At 53.4% G+C, this 23,070-nt stretch carries 24 protein-coding genes; 11 read left to right on the top strand and 13 right to left on the bottom strand.

Annotated elements, in window-relative coordinates; translation table 11 throughout:
• Positions 1-163: 163 nt before the first annotated feature.
• From cpaB to AB9F29_RS06375, 4 genes are all read right to left on the bottom strand, one after another.
• Positions 164-1,003, bottom strand: coding sequence for a Flp pilus assembly protein CpaB (gene cpaB / locus AB9F29_RS06390; RefSeq protein WP_335585023.1), 840 nt, complete (start codon positions 1,001-1,003; stop codon positions 164-166).
• A gap of 143 nt (positions 1,004-1,146) precedes the next feature.
• On the bottom strand, positions 1,147-1,332 hold the full coding sequence (locus AB9F29_RS06385; RefSeq protein ID WP_335585022.1) for a hypothetical protein: 186 nt from the start codon (positions 1,330-1,332) through the stop codon (positions 1,147-1,149).
• A 197-nt stretch (positions 1,333-1,529) separates the two neighbouring features.
• Positions 1,530-1,721 carry a Flp family type IVb pilin gene (locus AB9F29_RS06380; protein ID WP_369755004.1) on the bottom strand — a complete coding sequence of 64 codons (192 nt, stop codon included), beginning with the start codon at positions 1,719-1,721 and terminating at the stop codon, positions 1,530-1,532.
• A 141-nt stretch (positions 1,722-1,862) separates the two neighbouring features.
• Complete coding sequence (locus AB9F29_RS06375; RefSeq protein ID WP_369755003.1) at positions 1,863-2,054, bottom strand: Flp family type IVb pilin; 192 nt, start codon at positions 2,052-2,054, stop codon at positions 1,863-1,865.
• 357 nt (positions 2,055-2,411) lie between these two features.
• On the opposite strand from AB9F29_RS06375, the gene AB9F29_RS06370 reads away from it, so the two are divergent.
• On the top strand, positions 2,412-3,320 hold the full coding sequence (locus AB9F29_RS06370; RefSeq protein ID WP_335585019.1) for a lytic transglycosylase domain-containing protein: 909 nt from the start codon (positions 2,412-2,414) through the stop codon (positions 3,318-3,320).
• Positions 3,313-4,746 (top strand): UbiA family prenyltransferase, encoded by a 1,434-nt coding sequence (locus tag AB9F29_RS06365; protein WP_369755002.1) that lies wholly within the window; start codon positions 3,313-3,315, stop codon positions 4,744-4,746. The genes AB9F29_RS06370 and AB9F29_RS06365 overlap by 8 nt, the downstream gene beginning before the upstream one ends.
• Here the strand turns inward: AB9F29_RS06365 and AB9F29_RS06360 are convergent.
• From AB9F29_RS06360 to tldD, 9 genes are all read right to left on the bottom strand, one after another.
• Positions 4,743-5,480: an SDR family oxidoreductase gene (locus AB9F29_RS06360; protein WP_369755001.1), complete on the bottom strand. Its 738-nt coding sequence runs from the start codon at positions 5,478-5,480 to the stop codon at positions 4,743-4,745. The genes AB9F29_RS06365 and AB9F29_RS06360 overlap by 4 nt on opposite strands.
• Positions 5,477-6,790 carry an FAD-binding protein gene (locus AB9F29_RS06355; RefSeq protein WP_369755000.1) on the bottom strand — a complete coding sequence of 438 codons (1,314 nt, stop codon included), beginning with the start codon at positions 6,788-6,790 and terminating at the stop codon, positions 5,477-5,479. Before AB9F29_RS06355 ends, AB9F29_RS06360 begins: the two co-directional genes overlap by 4 nt.
• On the bottom strand, positions 6,774-7,796 hold the full coding sequence (locus AB9F29_RS06350; protein ID WP_335585015.1) for a lysylphosphatidylglycerol synthase transmembrane domain-containing protein: 1,023 nt from the start codon (positions 7,794-7,796) through the stop codon (positions 6,774-6,776). Before AB9F29_RS06350 ends, AB9F29_RS06355 begins: the two co-directional genes overlap by 17 nt.
• A 143-nt stretch (positions 7,797-7,939) precedes the next feature.
• On the bottom strand, positions 7,940-8,563 hold the full coding sequence (locus AB9F29_RS06345) for a CoA transferase subunit B (RefSeq protein WP_039001478.1): 624 nt from the start codon (positions 8,561-8,563) through the stop codon (positions 7,940-7,942).
• A 3-nt stretch (positions 8,564-8,566) separates the two neighbouring features.
• Positions 8,567-9,262, bottom strand: a complete 696-nt coding sequence (locus AB9F29_RS06340; protein ID WP_335585014.1) for a CoA transferase subunit A — start codon at positions 9,260-9,262, stop codon at positions 8,567-8,569.
• Between the two features lie 141 nt (positions 9,263-9,403).
• Complete coding sequence (gene topA / locus AB9F29_RS06335; RefSeq protein WP_335585013.1) at positions 9,404-12,139, bottom strand: type I DNA topoisomerase; 2,736 nt, start codon at positions 12,137-12,139, stop codon at positions 9,404-9,406.
• An 85-nt stretch (positions 12,140-12,224) separates the two neighbouring features.
• Complete coding sequence (dprA, locus tag AB9F29_RS06330) at positions 12,225-13,379, bottom strand: DNA-processing protein DprA (protein ID WP_335585012.1); 1,155 nt, start codon at positions 13,377-13,379, stop codon at positions 12,225-12,227.
• A 63-nt stretch (positions 13,380-13,442) separates the two neighbouring features.
• Entirely contained in the window at positions 13,443-13,910 is a 468-nt protein-coding gene (locus AB9F29_RS06325; RefSeq protein ID WP_369754999.1) for a GNAT family N-acetyltransferase, read from the bottom strand.
• A complete protein-coding gene (tldD, locus tag AB9F29_RS06320) occupies positions 13,910-15,331 on the bottom strand; it encodes a metalloprotease TldD (RefSeq protein WP_369754998.1) in 1,422 nt (473 codons plus the stop codon). Before tldD ends, AB9F29_RS06325 begins: the two co-directional genes overlap by 1 nt.
• A gap of 178 nt (positions 15,332-15,509) precedes the next feature.
• On the opposite strand from tldD, the gene coxB reads away from it, so the two are divergent.
• The 9 genes from coxB to AB9F29_RS06275 all read left to right on the top strand — a co-directional run bounded on the left by coxB (position 15,510) and on the right by AB9F29_RS06275 (position 23,063).
• Positions 15,510-16,430, top strand: a complete 921-nt coding sequence (gene coxB, locus AB9F29_RS06315; protein WP_039001473.1) for a cytochrome c oxidase subunit II — start codon at positions 15,510-15,512, stop codon at positions 16,428-16,430.
• An 86-nt stretch (positions 16,431-16,516) separates the two neighbouring features.
• Positions 16,517-17,461: a heme o synthase gene (gene cyoE / locus AB9F29_RS06310; protein ID WP_335585008.1), complete on the top strand. Its 945-nt coding sequence runs from the start codon at positions 16,517-16,519 to the stop codon at positions 17,459-17,461.
• Entirely contained in the window at positions 17,461-17,655 is a 195-nt protein-coding gene (locus AB9F29_RS06305) for a hypothetical protein (protein ID WP_039001471.1), read from the top strand. Before cyoE ends, AB9F29_RS06305 begins: the two co-directional genes overlap by 1 nt.
• A complete protein-coding gene (locus AB9F29_RS06300) occupies positions 17,655-18,230 on the top strand; it encodes a cytochrome c oxidase assembly protein (protein WP_335585007.1) in 576 nt (191 codons plus the stop codon). Before AB9F29_RS06305 ends, AB9F29_RS06300 begins: the two co-directional genes overlap by 1 nt.
• Positions 18,231-18,250: 20 nt before the next feature.
• Positions 18,251-19,051 (top strand): cytochrome c oxidase subunit 3, encoded by an 801-nt coding sequence (locus tag AB9F29_RS06295; RefSeq protein WP_335585006.1) that lies wholly within the window; start codon positions 18,251-18,253, stop codon positions 19,049-19,051.
• Between the two features lie 92 nt (positions 19,052-19,143).
• Positions 19,144-19,821 carry an SURF1 family protein gene (locus tag AB9F29_RS06290; protein WP_335585005.1) on the top strand — a complete coding sequence of 226 codons (678 nt, stop codon included), beginning with the start codon at positions 19,144-19,146 and terminating at the stop codon, positions 19,819-19,821.
• A gap of 13 nt (positions 19,822-19,834) precedes the next feature.
• Entirely contained in the window at positions 19,835-21,220 is a 1,386-nt protein-coding gene (gene thrC, locus AB9F29_RS06285; protein WP_369754997.1) for a threonine synthase, read from the top strand.
• On the top strand, positions 21,217-22,479 hold the full coding sequence (locus AB9F29_RS06280) for a pitrilysin family protein (protein WP_039001466.1): 1,263 nt from the start codon (positions 21,217-21,219) through the stop codon (positions 22,477-22,479). The genes thrC and AB9F29_RS06280 overlap by 4 nt, the downstream gene beginning before the upstream one ends.
• A complete protein-coding gene (locus AB9F29_RS06275) occupies positions 22,479-23,063 on the top strand; it encodes a GNAT family N-acetyltransferase (RefSeq protein ID WP_039001465.1) in 585 nt (194 codons plus the stop codon). Before AB9F29_RS06280 ends, AB9F29_RS06275 begins: the two co-directional genes overlap by 1 nt.
• The last annotated feature ends 7 nt before the right edge of the window (positions 23,064-23,070 follow it).

The following is a 23,070-nucleotide window of genomic DNA, read 5'->3' as shown; positions in this document are numbered from 1 at the left end:
CCATTTTAAAGCTACAATGACGCAAAGCAATTTTCATTGCAAGAATCAAAGCATTGAGGGGGGATATTGATGTGGATAAGTCGCAACACAAAACAATCTGTTGTGATTGGGGTCGGGCGCAGACTCTATATAGAGTGTGCGCCCTTCAGATTTTTAGAATGTTCTAATTGGTACAGGGAATTGGAATTTCAACAACTTCCGCGCCTCGGCGTGTTCGAATAGTACAAACTTCTTGTTGTTCGACTTCCACGACTTGTTGGGTAACAATGCCCAATAGGTCTCGTTGGTTGATTTCGATATTTGCATCAGCAACTGTGTCATCCTGAGCCCCGACAAGTGACAGGGCAAGGCGACCGGTTGCTTGCGCTTGCGCCAATGCCGCAACCTGCTGTGGCGTGATCTCTACGGTTACGTTTCGTGCAATCGCCGCATCGGAGCGGTCCGAATTCGCGGTCTGATCGACGGCAATCAACTGAACATTGGTTTCGATAAGTTTGGTCACATCATTACCGTTGCTAGAACCGGACCAATAAACGTCAACCTGATCACCCGGACGCAAGAACCCGGAAACACCTGTTGTGACGTCAACTTTGATGGCAAACGCGCGCATTCCTTTGGTTAGCCGCGAGGTAATTCCAGCATCTTCGCCGGGGGCGGTAACTTTGACGGCCATGATGGGCTCTCCGAGCTCCATGGTGCGTAATACTGTACGTGGCTCATCTTTCCCCTTAGAGAAAAGCGCTTCTTCCGAAGTAAAAGCACCCTCAGGGATCGCGTTTTCTGGCCAGGCAATGGTCTTGATATCTTTGAGAGTAAGACGCTCGCCATATACTACGCGGCGTGTCGTAACATAAACATCAAGTGTCGGAACAATTTTCGCAGCAGCAGCGCGTTCGCGGGCCAACTGGTTTTCTTTGCCTTCAATGAAGCCCTTTGCGGTATATACTGCGAAACCAGCTAGGCCTAAGCCAAGCATGAGGACCAATCCAAAAACCAATCGCATTTTCTGCCCTTTCATTATTGTTGCTTTTCTCAGACGTTGTCGGAAAAGCCGTTACTCGATAACCAATATTGCGCGCTGATTGTGTCAAATCCGTGGAGTTTCGGCGGGAAAATTATGAATTCCCTCTAAAATGGAAACAAATATCATTCGGAAATGACTTCAATTTCGGCCACTTGTTCGCTGATGTTGCTGGCGACATTGGATGAGGAGCTCGCGAGTGAATAAATCACACCAATACTTAAACCGACGATGCCCGCCGTTAGTACGACCCAGTCAACAGTGACTGCGCCGGATTCGCTCTTTGCAAAAGCTTTGAAAAGGTTAGTCATGGCTTCATTCCTTCTTTCTGTAGGACATTTAACACCGATTTTCTCACCGAGATCTGTAGGTATTGTGGGGAGGGATTGTGGCAGATTTTTGCATTTCACACGGTATGTTTGTGTCCATTGAGAATGGGCATTCCATGAAAAATGCCGCGCCCTAACTAAAGGAGCGCGGCGGATACAAACCTAAGTTTGTACGGGTTTTATGGCTGACCGTTGTCTACAGTGATCGCGCCAACTTGTGTCGAAATAGTTTCCGACAATGTTGTTACGCCGTCACGTACAGTTGCGAGAACTGCGACACCCAAGCCAACGATTGCAGCTGTAAGAACAACCCAGTCAACGGTTACGGCACCAGATTCGTCGTTCGCGAAGTTTTTGATAAAGTTAGTCATGTTGTTAATCCTTACTAAGTTTGTTTGCCTGAGAATTCAGGTCTTGGATGAAGTTTGGCAGCAAATTGTGGCGACATCTTGAATGTTGCTTGGTGTTTTTGCAGCCAAATCCTGCGGGAATTTATTCGTCAGCGGCTGTTCTTATGGTTGACCGTTGTCAACAGTGATCGCGCCAACTTCTGTCGAAATTGTTTCGGACAGAGTAGTTACGCCGTCTTTAACAGTTGCAAGAACTGCAACACCAAGGCCAACGATTGCGGCTGTCAAAACAACCCAGTCAACAGTTACGGCACCGGATTCGTCATTTGCGAAGTTTTTGATAAAGTTAGTCATTGTGTCTCTCCTAAGAATTCATTTTGCTCATTCGCCCTGACGTTCACGTTGTGTAGGCCGGCCTCTTGTTGGCCCCGTGTTCGTCTTGGATGTACATATATAGCCCTCGGATTGGGGCAGCATTTGGGCACGAAAAGTACATATTTAAGGGGACGTTAATAATTACCACTTTTTTAGTTATCTATATGAAAACAATGGATTTAATACTTATAATTGTTTCTATTTTCTTCTGAAGTGGTTGAGTTTCGGACAGAATATGGCCGTTTTGCCAATCTTTTTCATGGGTTTTGCTAGCGAGAAGTCGATTTATTTGCGACACTGCACGTAGAAATAATAAACGAGCAGGATAAAAACCGCATGAAGCGGACCTACGGGCGGATATTCGGAGCAGTAGCAGTTTGTTTTGCTATGAGCGCGCAGGCGGAGTCGCCAGCGCCCGTAGAGGATTTTACTTTCAAGCGCCTTAAAGTCCCGCAACGGGGGGCGCCGCCAAAAATTACTGTTCAGATTGATCCCGTTGAGCAAGCCCGTGTGCAGGAGGCCGCCGTGGCGCGTGCGCGTGCGTTAAACGAGCGTCTGTATGGAACAGAGAGTGAAGAGGCTCCTCAGGAGGAAACAGAAGACGGTGAAAAAATCTTGGCTGAGGTCATTGCCAAAAAAGATGCTTTCGAATGGTACTGGTCGGTTATTTCACCAAAAATTTCAGATTCCGGGCCGGGTAGGTTGGGCGCGGCGGTGTTGCATCTCAAAAAAGCGCCATCAGGGCTTGCAAACCTAAGTCCCCGCTTGCAGACCTTGCAGGATATTACTTTTGCCCACGGCACAGAGATAATGATTGCAACAATTGGCACGAAAGTCTCTCCCGCCTTGGCATTGGCCATTATTAGCGTGGAATCGGGGGGGCGTACGGATGTGACGTCCTCGGCGGGCGCAAATGGTCTGATGCAGCTCATGCCTGCAACCGCTGAGCGCTTTGGCGTAAAAGACACCACGGACGCCAAACAAAACATCACGGGCGGCGTGGCCTATCTCGATTGGCTGATGGAAAAATTCGACGGCGACCCAATGATGGTGCTCGCTGGATATAACGCGGGCGAAAACGCTGTTATCAAAAATGGCGGTGTGCCTCCCTATACAGAGACACGGGGCTACGTCCCTAAAGTCCTCGCTGCTTGGGAGGTCGCACGCGGAATGTGCCTCACCCCACCGCAATTGGTTTCAGACGGGTGTGTCTTTGCAAATAAAAACGAGGTTTCAGGTGGGTGATCAGAAACCGTTGGTCTTGGATGTGGATGGAACCTATCTCAAGACCGACATGCTCTTCGAATGTTTTTGGGCTGGGCTTGGTAAACATCCAACCAAAACCTTCAAGGTTTGCGTGGCGCATATTAATGATCGCGCGCTCCTTAAGGCGAAACTTGCCGAGATCGCCGATCTAAATTGTGACTTGTTGCCCGTGAATCCACAGGTCGAGGCCCTCGCACAAGCAGCCAAGGGGCAAGGCCGGCCCGTTCATTTGGCGTCGGCGTCTGACCAGAAGTTGGTGTCCGCAGTTGCGCAGGCCAGTGGGCACACAGGCACAACATTTGCCTCCGACGGTGTTATAAACATGAAGGGTTCGACAAAAGCGGCGGCCCTTGTCGAACGGTTTGGTGAAGGCGGGTTTGACTATGCGGGGAATGAACCCGTTGATATGCAAATATGGGAGAAGGGCGACGCTGCAATTGTTGTCGGGGCTCCAAAAGAAGCGGCCCAGCTACGCGCGCGCGGGCGGACTGTTACCGAAATCGACGATGGCACCGCTCCAAAAGACGTCCTTCGGGCGATGCGGCCGCATCAATGGGTCAAGAATATCCTCCTTTTGCTCCCTCTTTTGGCGGCACATGATTTCGCGCTTGCGTCATGGTTGAGTGTTGCGCTGGGCATTGTGGCCTTTTCCGCGGCGGCGTCGTCCATCTATATTATTAACGATCTCTTGGATCTTGAGGCAGATCGCGTCCACGCGAAAAAGAAGTACCGTCCATTTGCCAGCGGTGCAGTTTCCATCAAGCATGGCATGTTGCTTTATGTGGTGCTGACTCTTGTAACCTTAGGGATCAGTTCCTTACTGGGCGCGAAGTTCATGGCTATCATCGTGCTCTATATGGCGATTTCATTGGCATATTCGATGCGATTAAAACGGATGCGCTGGGTTGATGTGATTATGCTTGCGACGCTCTATACGCTACGTGTAGTTGCTGGTGCCGCTGCAGGAGGGGTTCACGTTTCCCTTTATATGTTGGTGTTTATCTTCCCGATTTTCATAACCCTAGGAAGTGTGAAGCGATTAACTGAACTGCATGGCGCCACGGATGATGCGCGCTTACCCGGGCGAGGGTATTCGCGCCAAGATCGCAAACCCCTTTTGTATCTAGGGGTTATCGGCATTATCGGCGCGCTCATCTTGTTTTTTCTCTACAGCCTCACAGACCACGCCGCGAGCCTCTACCCCTCCCAAGGATTGCTTTGGTTCGCACTTTTGCCGATTTCGATTTGGCTCGTGCGCATGCTAGTTCTTGGTTACCAAGGCAAACAGGACCACGATCCCATAATCTTTGCGTTGAAAGACAAAAAGGGACTCGGGATCCTGATGTTTACACTGTCACTCATGTTTTACGCAGCGGGGTTATGGCAACAGTGGTTCGGGTTTTAAACCGATAGCTTTTTGAAAATCGGCTCTGGAATGGAGCGAATGATCAACATGATGTAGCGCCAGAAAAACGGTGTATACAGTGTGTTTTTCTTTTTCTTCACGGCCTTGAGAAGGGTTGCGGCAACATCGTCGGGCGAGGCGACAAGGAACATGCCCTCGATTCCCCATGTCATTGCCGTGTCCACAAATCCCGGCTTCACGGTCATCACGTGCACGTCAGAGCGGTTCAAACGGTTGCGCAATCCCGAAAGATAGGTGTGAAATCCAGCTTTGGCCGCGCCGTAGACATAGTTGCCAATACGACCTCGGTCTCCAGCGACAGACCCGACCCCAATGACCGCGCCGCCACCGCGCGCTTCCATCTCGGGGGCGATCATTTGCAAGAAACACGCGGGGCCGGTGAAGCTGTCGGTTACGACACCGGCAATCAAACTCGGGTCCGCATCGATTTCCGATTGATCGGGCATCGAGCCGACAAAACAGGCGACGTTGATGAGACCTTCTTCGGCACAGGCTCGCTCAATGATCGCTTCAAAGCCTTCAGGCTTGCGGGCGTCAAACTTAACGGCTTCGGCCCTGCGCGCGCCGCGCGTTTTGCAATCCAAGGCCGCGGTTTTCAAATCGTCCATGTCTCGGCCTGCAAGGAGGACAGTTGCGCCTTGTTCGCTGACGGCACGGCTAAAGGCGCGTGCCATGGACGAGGTTGCGCCGAGAATGATCCATGTTTCGGTCATTTTGTGCTCCTAAGCTCGAGTCTGCGGATAAGGTCGGTTTTTAAAGCACCATTCGGGTCGGATTTTTCGACCTCGTCGCGCCATTTTTCATAATCGGGATACATTGAGCGGATACGTACGCCACTGGACATAGAATCCTTGGCCAAGTAAATCCGGCCACCGGCTTCGGCGGTGAGTTTTTCAAGCCGCGGGATCAAAACGCGTGCCGCTTCGGTGTTGGGAAAATCCACAGCCAAGGCGTAGCCTTCCATCGGGAACGACATGAATCCAGCACTCCCTTCGCCCATCCGTTTCAAGACAGCAAGCGGGCTGGCCAATCCAGAATGCGCTATTTGCGTGAGCATTTCGCGCAGAGCAGGGGCCTGATCAATTGGCACTACGCATTGGAACTGGTGAAAACCATGTTTCCCATAGAGTTTGTTCCAGTCGTGAATCCGGTCGAGTGGGAAAAAGAAATCGGTGATCGGCTTAACCAATGTGCGCCCATGATCTGGCACCCGTTTGAAATACAGCTTGTTGAACAGGCGTACGGTGAGCGGCGAAAGCGCAAAACTAGGCGCGTTGAAAGGGATAGATTTGGATTTCTGTCGTGCAGGTACAAGGCCAGACCCCGTTTCTCCTTCTTCCAAAATGCCGCGTCCCAAGGCGTTCCCCTTGGCCGTCGCGTCAATCCAGCCAACGGTATAAGTCGCCGATGAGGTGTCGAGCAGGGAGAGGAATTCGTCAAACCCATCCACGCGCCGTTCGGTCACCATGATGACGTCGCCCTTGCAGGGCAGCATCGTGATTTTAGCAGAAAGGATAATGCCCGTTTGGCCTAGACCGCCGAGAGTGGCCTTGAAAAGGGAGGCATTACTTTCGGGCGAGATCGTCTTTTTCTTGCCATTCACAAGCAGCGTGATCGACACAACATGTTGGCCGAAACTCCCCGCGCCGTGATGGTTCTTCCCGTGAACATCCATCGCGATCGCGCCGCCAATGGTCGCAAACCCTGTTCCCGGAAGCACAGCAGGAAGCCAGCCTTGGGGCGCGAAAAGGCGGGTCAACTCGCCCAACCGGCACCCAGCTTCGACTTCCAAAATGCCTGTTTCGGCATCAAATCCAAGGATGCGATCAAGGCGCGTCATATCAATGCTGCGGCCATTGTTGTTTAGGGGCGCATCACCATAAGAGCGGCAATTGCCAAATGCCGGAGCCAAATCACCTTCGGATAGGGTTTCAAAGGCATGCATCCGTTCAGGACGTGCAACTTCACTTGATGCGCTCAACACGCGGCCCCATCCACTTACTTTTTCAGACTTCCAGCGCATAGGCCCCTCGTTTCGAATATTTCTCGGCAATTGGAAAAATCACAAACCCGATGGCAATCGCAAACCAAAGGGTCGTTAGGCGAATTACGGCAGTCGCCGGAATACTCATTGAAAGCGGAATGCCTTCGAGCGACAGCAGCGCGATCATCGCCGCTTCTGCTCCACCCACTCCACCCGGTGCGCCCGTCAGCCCACCTGCCAGTGTTGAAAAGACAAAGATCACGACACAGGTTGCGAGCGAAATGTCCGAACCCAGCCAACTCATTAAATAGTAAAAAGATGTGCCCTCAGCGAACCAACCGATACCGCCCAGTATAAGCGCCATAAACATCGTAGGGCCGTGTGAAAATTGGGCAAGACTGTCGGACGCGCGCCGGACACGGACAAAAAAGCGTGGCTTGCGGCCGATGGTTTTATAAAGGCCATTCACCACAAACCTTAGCAGAGCGGGGCGAGTAACCACAAACGCCATTACCAAAGCGACAATAGCAACCGGTATCGCACCACGGGGCCCACTTGCCGCCGCCAGCAAACCGATCGCCAGCAGGAGCGCCATAACGGCGAGGTCGCTCGCCCGATCCATCAACATCAATGGCGCGGTTTTTTCCGCGGGCATCCCAGTTTCACGGCGAATCCATCGCATACGCACGAATTCCCCCAAACGCCCGGGGGTCACACTCATTGCAAAGCCGCCCAGAAAATGGCGTAGATTTTGAGAGAAGTTCAAATCGAGCCCCAACCGACGCACCAAAATATGCCAACGCAGGCCACGCATGACGTAGTTCACAAGGGAAAGCAGAAGCAAAATCGCAACTTGCCAAACGGCGAGGTTTTTAATGTGAGTCCACGTTTCTTCCCAGCCTGTTGCGGCGGCAATACCAAAGAGCCCCGCAATCACCAGCCCGAAAAGACCCGCAAATAGCGCAATGTCGCGCCATCTATGCACAGGTGGCAGGCGCAGGGGCGCGACGGTTTCTACCGTTTTGGGGGTATGGGTGCTCGTCATCATTGCCTGCGATTTAGATGCTAATTAGGGCAAGAATATGATGCTGTTTCCAAATTGGGAACAAAAACCGTGAAAAAGCTAAATTTTGATTACTATTTGGGGCCACATCCAGAAATGCAGCCCTAAAATATTCTGATCTCGGTTTAAACCAACGTGGCTTGCGTGCTGGCGCGTGCGTCTTCTTCGCTCACCCCCTCGGCAAGTTCAATAAGCTTTAATCCGCCCTCGACCACATCGAAAACACCCAAGTTGGTGATGATGCGATCAACACATTTTTGTCCAGTAAGGGGTAGAGTGCATTCCTTAAGAAGTTTGCTTTCGCCCTTTTTATTCGTGTGATCCATCACAACCACAACGCGACCGACGCCGGCAACAAGGTCCATCGCGCCGCCCATACCCTTGACGAGCTTGCCCGGAATCATCCAATTCGCGAGGTCGCCGTTTTCGGCAACTTCCATCGCACCGAGAATAGCCATGGCAATTTTGCCACCACGGATCATGCCAAAGCTTTGCGCGCTATCAAAATATGCGGTTTGCGGCAGTTCGGTAATCGTTTGTTTCCCAGCGTTGATCAGGTCGGCGTCTTCCTCGCCTGCAATGGGGAAGGGGCCCATGCCCAACATACCATTCTCGCTTTGAAGAGTCACTTCGATACCCTCGGGAATGTAGTTGGAAACGAGTGTTGGGATGCCGATCCCAAGGTTCACGTACCAGCCGTCCTGTAATTCCTGCGCGGCCCGTTCGGCCATTTGATTGCGATCCCACATGGTCTAGGCCCCCCGCACTGTGCGTTGTTCGATACGTTTCTCGTGATCGCCTTGAATGATCCGATGCACATAAATGCCGGGCAAATGGATCGAGTCAGGGTCAAGGCTTCCGGTAGGTACAATTTCCTCAACCTCAACCACACAGACCTTGCCGCACATTGCGGCGGGGGGATTGAAATTACGGGCGGTTTTGCGGAACACGAGGTTGCCAGTTTCGTCGGCTTTCCATGCTTTAACGAGAGAAAGATCGGCGAAAATACCTTCTTCAAGGATAAAGGTCTCGCCACGGAAATCTTTGTGTTCCTTGCCTTCTGCAATAACGGTGCCAACGCCCGTTTTGGTGTAGAAACCGGGGATTCCACAGCCGCCTGCGCGCATGCGTTCCGCCAAAGTTCCTTGGGGGTTGAATTCCAAATCCAATTCGCCGGATAGATATTGGCGCATAAACTCTGCGTTTTCTCCGACGTATGAGGACAACATTTTTTTGACCTGCTTGGTTTGCAGCAAAATTCCAATACCAAAATCGTCAACACCCGCATTGTTGGATGCAAAGGTCAGATTCTTGGTGCCTGCGTCCCGAATTGCGGCCAAAAGCAATTCCGGTATGCCGCAAAGGCCAAACCCGCCCGCTGCGATGAACATGTCATCAAACAGCAAGCCATCAAGGGCCTCGGCTGCTGATCCGTAGATCTTTTTCATTTCAAACTCCCTAACTGCTCTCTCTCGATGGCGGAGTTTTGCCTTTGTACGGGCGCGTGTCAACGACTTTGCTGCGACGCAGAAAAAAGCCGCGCTCCTTAGGAAGGGCGCGGCTTGATTATTTATAGATGTGGGTTTGTTCTATTCGACGACGTCGCCATCATCCGCTTTCGCCGCCGCCGTTTTCTTCGCGGGGGCTTTCTTAGCTGCAGTCTTTTTGGCAGCGGGTTTCTTGGCGGGCGCCTTCTTGGCCGCGGGTTTCTTAGCGGCTGCTTTTTTAGGAGCCGCTTTTTTCCGCGTTGGCTTTTTCGCGGCTTTTTCAGCGATCCAAGTTAGCGCGAGTTCCATTGTGACGTCGTTTGGCTCAACGTCTTTTGGAATTGTCGCGTTGATCTTTGCCCATTTTACATACGGGCCATAGCGGCCTTCCATGACATTAATTGGGCCGCCCTCTTCAGGATGTTCGCCGAGTTCTTTCAACGGGGCGACGGCTGCGCCACGGCCCGTTTTGGCTGCCTTTTGCGCCAGCACTTCCATGGCGCGGTTCATCCCGATGGTGAAGACTTCCTCTACATCAGGAATGTTCGCGTAGATTTTGCCATGCTTCACATATGGGCCATAGCGTCCGATGTTGCTTTCGACCATCTCCCCGTCTTCGGGGTGTGGGCCGATTTGGCGGGGGAGGCTCAACAATGTCAGTGCTTTTTCAAGGTCCAACGCGTCGGGTTCCCAGCCGCGCGGCAAGCTCGCACGCGGCGGCTTTTTGTTTTCTTCGGTGACTTCGCCCCGTTGAACATAGGGTCCAAAACGTCCTGAACGCAGGCTGATTTCGTCTCCGGCGTCTTCGCCTAAAACACGTTCGCCTGTTGCGTCGCCTTCGCCACCGATTGGGCGGGTGTAACGGCATTCTGGATAATTGCCACAGCCAACAAAACCGCCGGTTTTGGAGGTTTTTAGGTGTAGTTGGCCTTCGCCGCATTTTGGACAAATGCGGGGGTCGGACCCATCTTCGCGCGGTGGATAGAGTGTTGGCGCAAGGACGTCATCAAGGTGGTCGAGAACTTCGGAAATCCGTAGTTCCGTGGTTTCTCCAATGGCGACCGAAAAGTCTTTCCAGAAATGCCGCAACACCTCTTTATAATCCCGTTCGCCCGCGCTCACGTCATCGAGCTGGCTTTCGAGGTCAGCCGTGAAATCATACCCCACATATTTGCGGAAATAATTCATCAAAAAGACGGTAACGATTTTGCCTTTGTCTTCGGGAATAAGGCGATTTTTGTCTTTGCGCACATACTCACGGTCTTGAATCGTGGTCACAATACTTGCGTATGTGGACGGGCGGCCAATGCCCAATTCTTCCATGCGTTTCACCAAAGTGGCCTCGGTGAAGCGAGGGGGCGGTTGGGTAAAGTGCTGTTGGCCCAAAATAGCGGCATTTTCTGTCATGATCGCGCCGCTATTGCGTTGCATCCCAGCACCCACAGCTTCAACAACACTGTCAGATTTTTCACCTTTAGCAAAATCAGCACTCAATGCGCCCGCGACGAGGGGGGCAGCATCGCCTTCGGAAATTTGCGGCAGACGTTTTTCGTCCTCGTCATCGGTATCGTCGCGGCCTTCGGTATAGACCTTCATAAAACCGTCAAACGCAACAACCTGACCGGTCGCACGCAGCACTACTTGGCCGTCGTCAGAGCCGATATCCACGGAGGTGCGTTCCAGAACCGCACCGGCCATTTGGCTGGCCAAAGTACGTTTCCAAATGAGATCATAAAGCTTGCGTTGATCGGCCTCAAGTTTCGCCAACTTACTGGCATCCAAAGTCATGTCCGTTGGGCGAATACATTCGTGGGCCTCTTGGGCATTCTTGGCTTTGTTTTTGTAAACACGGGGTTTTTCAGGGATATAGTTGGCACCATATCTGTCGGTGATCGCGGCGCGGGCTTCGGTGATGGCTTCTGGTGCCATATCGATGCCGTCTGTCCGCATATAAGTGATGTAACCCGCTTCATACAGGCGTTGCGCGGTGCTCATGGTTTGACGTGCACCAAAGCCAAACTTGCGGCTGGCTTCCTGCTGCAGGGTCGATGTCATGAAGGGCGCGGACGGGCTACGGTTGGCGGGTTTGGCTTCAACCATGAGTACAGACAAGGACCGGCTTGAAACAGCTTGAACGGCCAATTCCGCATCGGTGGCTGTAGGCAGGTCGAATTTATCGAGCTTATTGCCGCCCAATACGGTCAGACGGGCTTCGAATTGTTGGCCACGGGGTGTGCCTATCATCGCTTTGACGGACCAATACTCGCGCGCATCAAAGGCGTCGATTTCCGCCTCACGTTCAACGATGAGACGCAAACAAACGGATTGCACCCGCCCTGCGGATTTCGCACCGGGCAGTTTGCGCCACAAAACGGGCGACAGGTTAAAGCCAACAAGATAGTCGAGTGCGCGGCGGGCCAAATAGGCTTCGACGAGCGGCGTGTCGACCTGACGCGGGTTTTTCATCGCCTCGGTGACGGCAGATTTCGTGATGGCGTTAAAGACCACGCGGCTGACGGGCGTGTCTTTTTTGATCACTTTGCGTTTGGTCAGGGCCTCCTGAAGGTGCCAAGAAATCGCTTCTCCTTCGCGGTCGGGGTCGGTCGCGAGGATCAATTCATTGTCTAGGGCAAGTGCGTCGGCGATGGCTTTGACGTGCTTACGGCTGTCATATCCGATTTCCCATTTCATCTCGAAATCGGCGTCCGTATCGACGGAACCGTTCTTGGCGGGCAAATCGCGAACGTGGCCATAACTGGCGAGAACGGTGTAATTGCTCCCCAGATAGCTATTGATTGTTTTGGCTTTCGCGGGCGATTCAACGACAACAACGGGCATAAATTTCCTCTCGACTCACTGGGAGCTATTGGCGGCGCAAAATGTGGTCGGATTGGACTGATTGTCAATGGGAGTGATGAAACTCCTAATTTACACGCGTCAAAAGCCCGCCACTTGCCCGCTCTATGTGCCCGTCGATCTCCAAAGTTACAAGTTCGGAACTGACTTGATGGGCCGAGAGATTTAGGTCGCGGATCAATTGGTCCTCAGCGAGAGGCGTCGGGCCGAGGCGGTTGAGGATCATTTGGTGCAGTTGTGATGTGTCGCTCAAGGTGCGCGCGGGTGGTTCTTTGAAAACTTCGAATTGGGGTGTTTGCGGCGCGAGCGTTTGTTCAAGATCGCCGACGATGCCGGAAAGTTGTTCGAGAACGTCGTCCAAGTGGCGCACCATTGTCGCCCCATCGCGCAACAGCATATTGCTTCCTGCCGAGCGGGCGTCAAAGGGATGCCCCGGAACGGCCATGACATCGCGACCTTGATCGAGGGCATTGCGCGCTGTGATCAAAGTACCCGAACGCGCGGCGGCTTCGACAACGACAAGACCTCGGGATAACCCAGAGATGATCCGGTTGCGCTTAGGGAAATGGCGGGCCTGTGGCGTGAGACCAATGGGGTCTTCGGAAATGCGCAAACCCTTGGCGCCGATTTCCCAGAAAAGATCGGTGTTCTCACGTGGATAGATTTTATCAACGCCCCCTGCTTGAACCGCGATCGTGCCCCCTTTGAGGGCGGCGTCATGGCACACTGCATCAATGCCGCGGGCAAGTCCGGAAACCACGACGAACCCCTGCTCCGAGAGGCCCGCGGCCAATTTGCGCGCCATGCGTTCACCAAGGGAACTTGCATTTCGCGCGCCGACGATACTGATTTTCGGGCGGGCAAGGAGGGCGGTGTCGCCAATCGCCCAAAACAGGGGTGGGGCGTCTTCGAGTTCCATGAGGGTTTTGGGATAGCGCGGGTCGCCGTAACAAATCATCTGCGCGCCAACTTTATATGCAGCGCGAAGTTCTGCCTCTACAACGCCGATTGGGCAAATTTGATAGTCGAAGGCTCCGGCGGCACGGGCGACATCTGGAAGCGCTTCAAGTGCGACCTCTGCGGAGCCATGCTCGTTAAGCAAGCGGTAGAAAGTGGAAATACCAACGCGGCGAGAGCGTAAAAGACGGAGCCACGACGCACGCATTTCTTCCGTGGTGGGTGGGGTGAGGGGTGGGGTAGAAGAAATAGTATCTTCGGTCATCGTGGCTCCGTCTGCTTACTCCTTCAGACTAGAATCAGGATGGTTAATAACTTGTGAACAAATTCAGAGCTTTTTGCGATAAATGCAATCGTTTAGGGTTCCACCACCGTGTTCCTCCAGTATTGCCTCTGTTTTTATGTGGATAAGCTGCCAGCCCTGCGCTTCGTAAAATCCTCGTGCGGGGGTGTTTTCAACAAGGCATCCGAGTTCGCCCTCCGATATCCCCTCTCGCCGCATTTCGGTTTCGGCATCGTTTAAGAGTGCGGCGCCATACCCCCGTTTGCGCACGCCAACGAACAGTCGATCAACATAGTTTCCAATGCGCAAGTAGAACCCAAACGGTGCACCCACCTGTCCAATGACGCGCGTCTGCGCGGCAAAGGTTTGGAGGGTGCGTTGGAAATAATCCAATTGCCGATTGGGGAGCAAGGTTGCGGGCACATGGGCACCATGCGCCATATGCCACGCGTCGTGCCACAAAACCGCAAGGGCGGCCTCATCGCGTGGATCAAAGGCGCGGACGCGGTCCACTATGCGGCGCTTCCGCCGACGGTCAATCCTCCGATCAACAGGGTCGGTTGCCCCACGCCAACGGGCACCCATTGTCCGGCCTTACCGCAATTTCCGATGCCGGGATCAAGGGCCATATCGTTGCCGATAGCGCGAATTTTCTGCATTGCCTTTGGGCCGTCGCCGATCAGGGTTGCTCCCTTGACGGCATCTCCGATGACACCGTTTTTCACGGCATAGGCTTCGGTACAGGAAAAAACGAACTTGCCTGACGTAATATCAACCTGTCCGCCGCCAAATCCAACCGCATAAATACCGTCTTTAAGGTCGGCAACAATATCGGCAGGGGGGGTGTCACCACCAAGCATATAAGTATTGGTCATCCGTGGCATTGGCGTATGCGCATAGCTTTCACGCCGCCCGTTGCCCGTAGGTTCAACCCCCATGAGGCGCGCGTTTTGGCGATCCTGCATATAGCCAACCAAAATGCCGTCCTCAATAAGGACATTCTTGCCACTAGCAGTCCCTTCGTCATCAAAACTAATGGAGCCTCGCCGATCAGGAATTGTGCCATCGTCCAGAATTGTCACGCCCTTAGCAGCAACTTGTTGGCCTATAAGACCGCTAAAAGCCGAGGTCCCTTTGCGATTAAAATCGCCTTCAAGTCCGTGCCCGACCGCTTCATGCAGCAAAATTCCGGGCCAACCTGCGCCAAGTACCACGTCCATAACCCCAGCAGGGGCGGGCACAGCACGCAAGTTCACCAGCGCAATGCGCAAAGCCTCGCGGGCTACAGACTGCCAATGTTCCGGTTCAAGTAAACCAGTTAAGGCGGCGCGACCACCACCTCCCGTGCCACCAGATTCGCGACGGCCATTCTCTTCAACAATCACCGAAATGTTCAAACGGCTCATGGGGCGGGCATCACGGACGTGCAATCCGTCGGGGCGCAGGATTTCGACTTCTTGCATGGAGGCCGCAAGGGTCGCGGAAACCTGAATGATTCGTTTGTCGAGGCCGCGCGTGAAAGCATCGATTTCCTTGAGAAGGTCGATTTTGACGGGGAAGGTCGTTTGCTCAATCGGGTTGTCGTCGGAATAAAGGCGCCGGTTCGTTTGGACGGGAGCCATGGCGAGGGTGCCGCCGCCATCACCAACCGCAAGGCGCGCGGTTTCTGCCGCACGTAGCATCGCCTTGACGGTCATTTCTGTGGAATGGGCATAGCCGGAAGTTTCGCCACGCACCGCGCGAAGGCCAAATCCTTCACTCGCGTCATAGCTCGCCGTTTTCACCCGTCCGTCATCAAAAACCAAAGCTTCCGAACTGCGACGCTCCAAAAACAATTCGCCATCATCCGCGCCAGAAGTTGCATTTTGCAAAACGGAAAGGGCCGCAGCTTTATCTATTATCGTGTCGAAAGGGCGAAAACGATCATTGGGCATGGATATTCTCCAGATTTTACACCAAAAAGAGGTGAAGCGGCTGTTTGCCGCGCGTAAATTGCTTGTTCTGTTGCGTCTAATATGGTTTTTGACGCAACAAACACAATGGGATTCCAGCCGAAGGGCGGGATGAAGGCTATAGCAGGGGCTCTAAAGCCCGAGCGAACAGGAAACAACTATGCGATTTTTGACCAAGATTTCAGGCCTCTCAGCTTCGATGCTAGCGTTCGCCAGCGCAGCAAATGCTCAAGATGCATTGGGCAATCTAGAAGTTATCGGCAAACCTGTCGACAAAGCTACAGGCTTTCAATTCGCCGCGACCGAGGTTGCGCGCGAGCTTCAATGGCTCGATGGCATGATTCTCTATATCATCACAGCGATTGTGATTTTCGTAACGGGTTTGATCCTCTGGATCGCATTTCGCTACTCTGCCAAACGCAACCCAAATCCCGCGACATTCACACATAACTCGCCCCTCGAAGTTGCGTGGACCCTCGTACCTATTGTGATCTTGGTCTTTATCGGCGCGTTTTCCTTGCCCGTTCTGTTCAAGCAACAAACCATTCCGGTTGCTGATATTACGATCAAAGCCACTGGGAATAAATGGTTTTGGACCTACGAATACGTTGACCACGGTGTTGAATTCGACAGCTACATGCTCGGCCAGCCCGCATCTTTGGAAGAAGAAGACGGCGACGTAACGCCTTATGTGCGCGATGCTGCTATGGATGCTATGCTTGAGCGTCACGGGTATTCCCCCGACGAGTTCCTCTTGGCGACAACAACTGCGCTTGTGATCCCCGTGAACAAAACGATTGTTGTTCAGGTGACAGGTGCCGACGTGATCCACAGCTGGACTGTTCCCGCATTTGGCGTGAAACAGGATGCGGTCCCTGGTCGCCTTGCGGAACTTTGGTTTGCTGCGGAAAAAGAAGGCGTTTATTTTGGCCAGTGCTCCGAGTTGTGCGGCAAAGACCACTCTTACATGCCGATTACGGTTAAGGTTGTGAGCCAAGAAGTTTATGACGAATGGCTCCTTGGTGCGATCGAAGAATATGCGGGTATACCGCTGCCTCTTACGGTTGCCTCAAGCAACTAGACCAACCTATTCGAGCGATTTTGCGGTGTCCGTACAGGACGCCGCAGAGCCATTGACCTACCAAGATCTGCCCCAAGGAAACCCACATGAGCGACGCAAGCCTACAGACTCATACCTCCGCCGATACAGGCGAAGCCGGTTTTGGCGACTTTGTTGCTCTGTTGAAACCACGGGTGATGTCGCTGGTCGTTTTTACTGCCCTCGTGGGCGTGTTGGTTGCGCCCAATCCCGTGCATCCTTTTGTGGTTTTTACCTCTATTCTCTTTATCGCACTGGGCGGCGGGGCTTCTGGCGCGCTGAATATGTGGTGGGACGCCGATATTGATCGCGTGATGAAACGCACCCAAGGTCGCCCAATTCCCTCCGGCAAAGTCGCCGAAGGCGAGGCGTTGGGCATCGGCATGGCGCTTTCTGGCATTGCCGTTGTCATGCTGGGACTTGCGGGCAATGTGTTTGCCGGCGCGCTTCTGGCCTTTACGATCTTCTTTTACGTTGTGATTTATACCATTTGGCTCAAGCGTTGGACGCCTCAAAACATCGTGATTGGCGGGGCCGCTGGTGCCTTCCCTCCGATGATTGGCTGGGCGGTTGCGACCGGTGGTATTTCTATCGAATCCATTCTTATGTTTGCGATTATATTTATGTGGACACCTCCGCATTTCTGGGCGCTCGCTTTGTTTATGAACGACGATTACACCAAAGCCAAAGTGCCGATGCTAACGGTAACCCATGGCCGTAAATCCACCCGAAACCATATTTTGGTCTATACGCTTTTGCTCGCCCCTGTTGCGTTGAGCATTAGTTTTACGTCCATCGGCGGTCCGATTTACTTTGCGGTATCTGCTGTTCTGAACCTCATGTTTATCTGGGGAGCTTTTGGCCTTTGGAAACGCCAAGAAGCCGACGCGGAAGCTGACAAATACAAAAGCGAGCGTAAATTCTTTCGCCTGTCGCTTTACTACCTCTTTCTGCATTTCACAGCCCTCTTGGTGCAATCCGCCGTGGGCCTTACCTGGGGAGCGATCCTATAATGGCACCGCACGTTGAGCACGAACTTCACCAGCGCCGCCAAGGCCGCAACTACGGCGTCGGTGGGCTTTTACTGGCATTCGTCGTTATCGTTTTTGCCCTGACACTGGCCAAAGTGCAGCGCGGCGAACCGGTCGAAGCCTATGACCATACGCCGAGCCGGACCTTAGAGCCGGTAACAGGGGGCACGAACTGATGGCGATGAAAAACACCCATAAAACGGCCGCGCAAGCAGTAAGCGTGGTGGTCCTCATGGGCGCCCTCGCATGGGCCTCGGTGCCATTTTACAGCTGGTTCTGCAAAGTCACAGGCTTTGGCGGCACCACGGGCGTTGCCGCGGCTGGCTCTGACGAGATACTCGATCAAACCATCACCATTCGGTTTGACGGCAATGTGGCTGGCGGCATGTCGTGGGAATTCAAACCCGTTGTTCGGGAGATGGAAATACGTATCGGTGAAACCGGCCTTGCGTTCTATGAGGCCACAAATCCGACCGACCGCGTTATCGCGGGAACCGCCGCCTATAATGTTGCTCCCTATGAAGCGGGCGGCTTTTTCACGAAAATCGATTGTTTTTGCTTCACCGAACAGGTGTTGCGACCGGGCGAAACCGTCATGATGCCGGTCAGCTTTTACGTCGATCCCGAAATCGTTACGGACAGGGATGCAAAATACGTGCATCACATTACGCTGTCCTATACGTTCTACGAAACCGAACTGCCTGAAGATGTGGCGAACCTCTCGACCACACCCGCGGCTAATGTTAACTAAGTCCCAAACAGGGGATCCCCATGGCACACGCTAAAAATCACGACTACCACATTCTCAACCCTTCGATCCTGCCGCTCTTGGGCGCATTATCGGGCTTCATTATGCTTTTCGGTGCGGTTATGTGGATGAGTGATATCACTCCGTTCATGTTCTTCATCGGCCTCGCGGGCGTCCTTTACGTTATGTACGCGTGGTGGAGCGAGATGGTGACCGAAGCCCAACAAGGCGACCACACGCCAGTTGTTAAAATCGGTCTGCGCTATGGCGTGATCATGTTCATCATGTCCGAAGTTATGTTCTTTGCCGCATGGTTCTGGAGTTTCTTTAAAAACGCGATCTATCCAATGGGTCCAGATTCACCGGCAATCGATGGCGTTTGGCCGCCAATCGGTATCGAAACATTTGATCCTTGGCATTTGCCGCTGATCAATACGTTGATCCTCCTGTGCTCCGGTGCCGCAGCGACTTGGGCGCACCATGCGCTCGCACATGAAAATAACCGCAAAGATCTCGTAACTGGCCTTGCTCTCGCAATTGGTCTTGGCGCGGTGTTCACCTTGTTCCAAGCCTATGAATATAGCCATGCGGCCTTCGCGTTCTCGGGCAATATTTACGGCGCGAACTTCTTTATGGCGACGGGTTTCCACGGTTTCCACGTTCTCATCGGCACAATCTTCTTGGGTGTTTGTTTGATCCGCGCCCTCAAGGGGCACTTCACTCCTGAAAGCCATGTCGGCTTCGAAGCTGCTGCTTGGTACTGGCACTTTGTGGACGTTGTGTGGCTCTTCCTCTTCGCAGCGGTCTACGTTTGGGGCGGCTAAATTTGACGGGTGCTTAACGGCGCCGTTATAAAATAAAAAAGGCGCGGGCATCGTCCGCGCCTTTCCAGTTTTAAGTAATAAGGTTGCACTCCATGCGCCGCAAAATGCTCATCCCTTTGATCTTTGGTTTGATTGGCACAGCGATTCTGTGCGCGCTTGGGACGTGGCAGCTCCAACGTCTGACGTGGAAAACAGAAGTGTTGGCCGCAATTGACACGAAAATTCTGTCTGAACCTGTTGATATTCCGCTAAACCCAACCGAAGCGACGGATCAATTCCTGCCCGTGCAGGCCAAAGGAGTTATCGGTCCACAGGAAATTACCATCTTAGCCAGCGTTCAAAAAATCGGACCGGGTTATCGGGTGATTGCGCCGCTGGAAATGGCCGACGGACGTCGCGTACTATTGGATCGTGGTTTCGTTGCGATTTCAGCGAAAAACGCGCCCCGCCCCGCCGTTGAGGCCGAAATCGTCGGTAATTTGCTCTGGCCCGATGAAATCAGTAACGCGACCCCGCCGCCAGACCTCAACGCAGGCATCTGGTTCGGGCGCGATATTCCAGCCATGGCCGAAGCCCTTAACACCGAACCCGTCATGCTTGTTCAGCGCACGTCAACAGAGCCAAATCTGGTCACGACCTCGTTCCCTGTCGATTCGGCGGGCATCCCAAACAAGCATTTGGAGTATGTTGTGACGTGGTTTGGGCTGGCGTTGGTATGGTTTGGGATGACAGCGTTCCTTCTGTGGCGTATCAGGCAGAGAACCGTCTAGAGGCGAGAGAAAAATGCACTATATTTCGACACGGGGCCAAGCGCCCGAACTGAGTTTTGAAGATGCGATGATGACTGGCCTTGCGCGGGACGGGGGCCTTTTTGTGCCTGCGGAAATCCCTGTCATGTCCCCCGAAGACATCGCAGCCCTTGCGGGAAAATCCTACGAAGAAATCGCCTTCGCGGTGATGCGCCCCTTCATTGGGGACGCCTTCACGGACGACGAATTCAAAGCGATCATTGCACGGGCTTACGCAGGTTTTCGCCACACCGCGCGCGCGCCGCTGGTGCAGTTGGATCAAAACCACTTTCTACTCGAATTGTTCCACGGCCCGACGCTCGCCTTCAAAGACTTCGCGATGCAACTCATCGGGCAATTGTTTCAAGCGTCCTTGAGCCGTTCAGGCAAGCGTGTAACTATCGTTGGGGCCACATCGGGCGACACAGGGTCCGCAGCAATCGAAGCCTTTAAAGGCCTTAGCAATGTCGACGTTTTTATCCTGTTTCCCCACGGTCGCGTGTCGGAGATTCAACGTCGCCAAATGACCACCCCCACCGAGAGCAACGTTCACGCCCTCGCGATGGACGGGGATTTTGATGATTGCCAAGCCCGCCTCAAGGATATGTTTAACGACTTTGACTTCCGCGAAGGTGTCAAACTTGCGGGGGTGAATTCGATCAATTGGGCACGAGTTCTGGCTCAGGTCGTCTATTATTTTTCATCAGCTGTGGCGCTCGGCGCGCCATATCGCGAAGTCTCCTTTACGGTTCCGACCGGCAATTTCGGTGATATTTTTGCAGGCTACATTGCCAAGAAAATGGGCCTGCCTATTCGCGAACTCGTGATTGCGACAAACCAAAACGACATTCTGCACCGCACCTTGGTAACTGGCGCCTATACCAAGGCCAAAACGATCCCAAGCAGCAGCCCCAGCATGGACATTCAAGTCTCCAGTAATTTCGAGCGCGCGTTGTTTGATATGTATGGTCGCGATGGCAATGCCGTGGCGCAACTGATGGAAGAGTTGAAATCAGGCAGCTTTAAAATCTCGCAAGGCCCACTCGAAGGCCTGCGCGAAACCTTCACCTCTGGTCGCGCGTCCGAGGAAGAATGCGCCGCAACGATCAAAGAAATGGCCGCCACAACGGGCCAAGTTCTCTGCCCGCATACAGCCGTAGCCGTTAAGGTCGCAAAAGAGCATCTGGGATCGGTTCCCATGATCACGCTCTCAACGGCACATCCCGCTAAATTCCCCGCAGCCGTCGAGGCGGCCTGCGGTGTTCGTCCTACGTTGCCCGCCCATATGGCAGATCTCGGCAACAAACCCGAACGCGTGACCCGCGTTCCAAATGATTTGGCCGCGCTTATGGCGTTGGTTCACGAAAGGCGCGCTCTTTGACCAGCCAACTTACAACTCTCGATAACGGGTTTCGCATTGTTTCTGAAAACATGCCCGGACTTAAAAGCGCGAGCATCGGCATTTGGGTGATGGCAGGCGGTCGTCACGAGCGGCTTGAGCAAAACGGCATCGCGCATTTTCTTGAGCATATGGCATTCAAAGGCACGACAACGCGCAGTAGCCTCGAAATAGCCGAAGCGATCGAGGATGTGGGCGGCTATATCAATGCCTATACCAGCCGCGAAATGACAGCCTATTACGTGCGTGTTTTGGGGCAGGACGTGCCCCTTGGCCTTGATGTTATTTCCGATATTCTGCTCAATCCCACGTTTTCCCCCGAAGAAATCGAGATTGAGCGTGGCGTGATTTTGCAAGAAATCGGCCAAGCGCTTGATACACCGGACGACGTGATTTTCGATTGGCTCCAGAACGTTTCCTATCCGGACCAGCCGATTGGCCGAACGATTCTTGGCCCCGAAGAGCGCGTGAAGAATTTCACCCGTGACGATCTGGTTGGATTTGTGAAGGAACGTTACGGCCCCGCACAAATGATCCTATCTGCAGCAGGGGAGGTCGATCACGCGGCCCTCGTTGAAGCCGCGACCGCGCTTTTTGGCCATCTGCCAAATCGAGACAGCGCTCAGGAAGTCACGGCAACCTTTAAGGGCGGCGAGACCCGTGTTGAAAAGGATCTTGAGCAAGCGCATTTCGCGCTTAATTTCGATGGACCCAGCTATACAGACGACGCTATTTACACCAGCCAAGTCCTTGCCTCAACTCTTGGAGGCGGTATGTCGAGCCGCTTGTTCCAAGAGGTTCGAGAGAAACGGGGCCTTTGCTATACGATCTTCGCTCAAGCGGGCGCGTTTTCGGACGGCGGCTCAACCACGATTTATGCGGGTACGTCTGGCGAAAAGTTGCCCGAATTGGCCGAAATCACCGTGAGCGAAATCCGCCGCGCCGCCGAGGACATGTCGGAACGCGAAATCGATCGTGCCCGTACACAAATGAAGGCCGGAATGCTCATGGGCCTGGAAAGCCCGTCAAGCCGCGCAGAACGCCTTGCGCGGATGATTTCAATTTGGGGTCGTGTCCCAAGCTTGTCCGAAACCGTTACTAAAATTGATGCGGTTTCACGGCAAGGTGTCGCCGATATGGCCCGTGAAATGGCCGAAAATGCGCGTATTTCACTAGCTACCTATGGGCCAAACGCGAAATCGGTTTCAATCGAGGGTATCCGTGGGCGTTTGGTTGGCTGATGCTTTTTAAGCGTAGAAAAGTTCTGGTGGATTCGGAGCGCATGACGCTTCGGCTGCCACAACATTCGGATTACCGAAACTGGGCCGCATTGCGTCACAACAGCCAATCTCACCTATCGCAATGGGAACCCGCGTGGGCGGCGGATCATTTGACGCGCAAAGCCTTTACCAATCGTGTTTATTGGGCACAACGCGCCGTAACGACAGGGACCGCGTTGCCATTGTTTCTAACCTTGCGCCAATCGGGAGAGATTTTGGGGGCGGTCACTTTGGATAATATTCGCCGTGGCCCCGCGCAATCTGGCACACTTGGGTATTGGGTTGGCGAAGAATACGCGCGCCAAGGCTACATGCGTGAGGCCATCGAGGCGCTGAGCCACTATGCGTTTTCCACGCTCGATTTGTCGCGCATTGAGGCGGCCTGCCTTCCTGAAAATGTCGCGTCGCGGGGCGTCTTAGAGAAGTCAGGTTTCAAGTATGAAGGGGTCGCGCAAAGCTACCTTCAGATCGCGGGACGCTGGCGCAACCATGTTCTATATGCCAATCTACGGGGCGATCGTCGGGGGAGAACCGGCGTACGTTAGGAGGACC

The sequence above is a fragment of the Falsihalocynthiibacter sp. S25ZX9 genome, from assembly GCF_041205405.1.
GTDB classification, from domain to species: Bacteria; Pseudomonadota; Alphaproteobacteria; order Rhodobacterales; family Rhodobacteraceae; genus Falsihalocynthiibacter; species Falsihalocynthiibacter arcticus.
Note: the sequence above shows the minus strand (reverse complement) of the source record. Positions and strands in the feature narration are given on the sequence as shown.

What these genes read in the sequence shown, in the direction of transcription:
- cpaB (WP_335585023.1), bottom strand. Translation starts at nt 1,003, where the DNA reads ATGCGATTGGTTTTTGGATTGGTCCTCATGCTTGGCTTAGGCCTAGCT.
- AB9F29_RS06385 (WP_335585022.1), bottom strand. Translation starts at nt 1,332, where the DNA reads ATGACTAACCTTTTCAAAGCTTTTGCAAAGAGCGAATCCGGCGCAGTC.
- AB9F29_RS06380 (WP_369755004.1), bottom strand. Translation starts at nt 1,721, where the DNA reads ATGACTAACTTTATCAAAAACTTCGCGAACGACGAATCTGGTGCCGTA.
- AB9F29_RS06375 (WP_369755003.1), bottom strand. Translation starts at nt 2,054, where the DNA reads ATGACTAACTTTATCAAAAACTTCGCAAATGACGAATCCGGTGCCGTA.
- AB9F29_RS06370 (WP_335585019.1), top strand. Translation starts at nt 2,412, where the DNA reads ATGAAGCGGACCTACGGGCGGATATTCGGAGCAGTAGCAGTTTGTTTT.
- AB9F29_RS06360 (WP_369755001.1), bottom strand. Translation starts at nt 5,480, where the DNA reads ATGACCGAAACATGGATCATTCTCGGCGCAACCTCGTCCATGGCACGC.
- AB9F29_RS06355 (WP_369755000.1), bottom strand. Translation starts at nt 6,790, where the DNA reads ATGCGCTGGAAGTCTGAAAAAGTAAGTGGATGGGGCCGCGTGTTGAGC.
- AB9F29_RS06350 (WP_335585015.1), bottom strand. Translation starts at nt 7,796, where the DNA reads ATGACGAGCACCCATACCCCCAAAACGGTAGAAACCGTCGCGCCCCTG.
- AB9F29_RS06345 (WP_039001478.1), bottom strand. Translation starts at nt 8,563, where the DNA reads ATGTGGGATCGCAATCAAATGGCCGAACGGGCCGCGCAGGAATTACAG.
- AB9F29_RS06340 (WP_335585014.1), bottom strand. Translation starts at nt 9,262, where the DNA reads ATGAAAAAGATCTACGGATCAGCAGCCGAGGCCCTTGATGGCTTGCTG.
- topA (WP_335585013.1), bottom strand. Translation starts at nt 12,139, where the DNA reads ATGCCCGTTGTTGTCGTTGAATCGCCCGCGAAAGCCAAAACAATCAAT.
- dprA (WP_335585012.1), bottom strand. Translation starts at nt 13,379, where the DNA reads ATGACCGAAGATACTATTTCTTCTACCCCACCCCTCACCCCACCCACC.
- tldD (WP_369754998.1), bottom strand. Translation starts at nt 15,331, where the DNA reads ATGCCCAATGATCGTTTTCGCCCTTTCGACACGATAATAGATAAAGCT.
- coxB (WP_039001473.1), top strand. Translation starts at nt 15,510, where the DNA reads ATGCGATTTTTGACCAAGATTTCAGGCCTCTCAGCTTCGATGCTAGCG.
- cyoE (WP_335585008.1), top strand. Translation starts at nt 16,517, where the DNA reads ATGAGCGACGCAAGCCTACAGACTCATACCTCCGCCGATACAGGCGAA.
- AB9F29_RS06305 (WP_039001471.1), top strand. Translation starts at nt 17,461, where the DNA reads ATGGCACCGCACGTTGAGCACGAACTTCACCAGCGCCGCCAAGGCCGC.
- AB9F29_RS06300 (WP_335585007.1), top strand. Translation starts at nt 17,655, where the DNA reads ATGGCGATGAAAAACACCCATAAAACGGCCGCGCAAGCAGTAAGCGTG.
- AB9F29_RS06295 (WP_335585006.1), top strand. Translation starts at nt 18,251, where the DNA reads ATGGCACACGCTAAAAATCACGACTACCACATTCTCAACCCTTCGATC.
- AB9F29_RS06290 (WP_335585005.1), top strand. Translation starts at nt 19,144, where the DNA reads ATGCGCCGCAAAATGCTCATCCCTTTGATCTTTGGTTTGATTGGCACA.
- thrC (WP_369754997.1), top strand. Translation starts at nt 19,835, where the DNA reads ATGCACTATATTTCGACACGGGGCCAAGCGCCCGAACTGAGTTTTGAA.
- AB9F29_RS06275 (WP_039001465.1), top strand. Translation starts at nt 22,479, where the DNA reads ATGCTTTTTAAGCGTAGAAAAGTTCTGGTGGATTCGGAGCGCATGACG.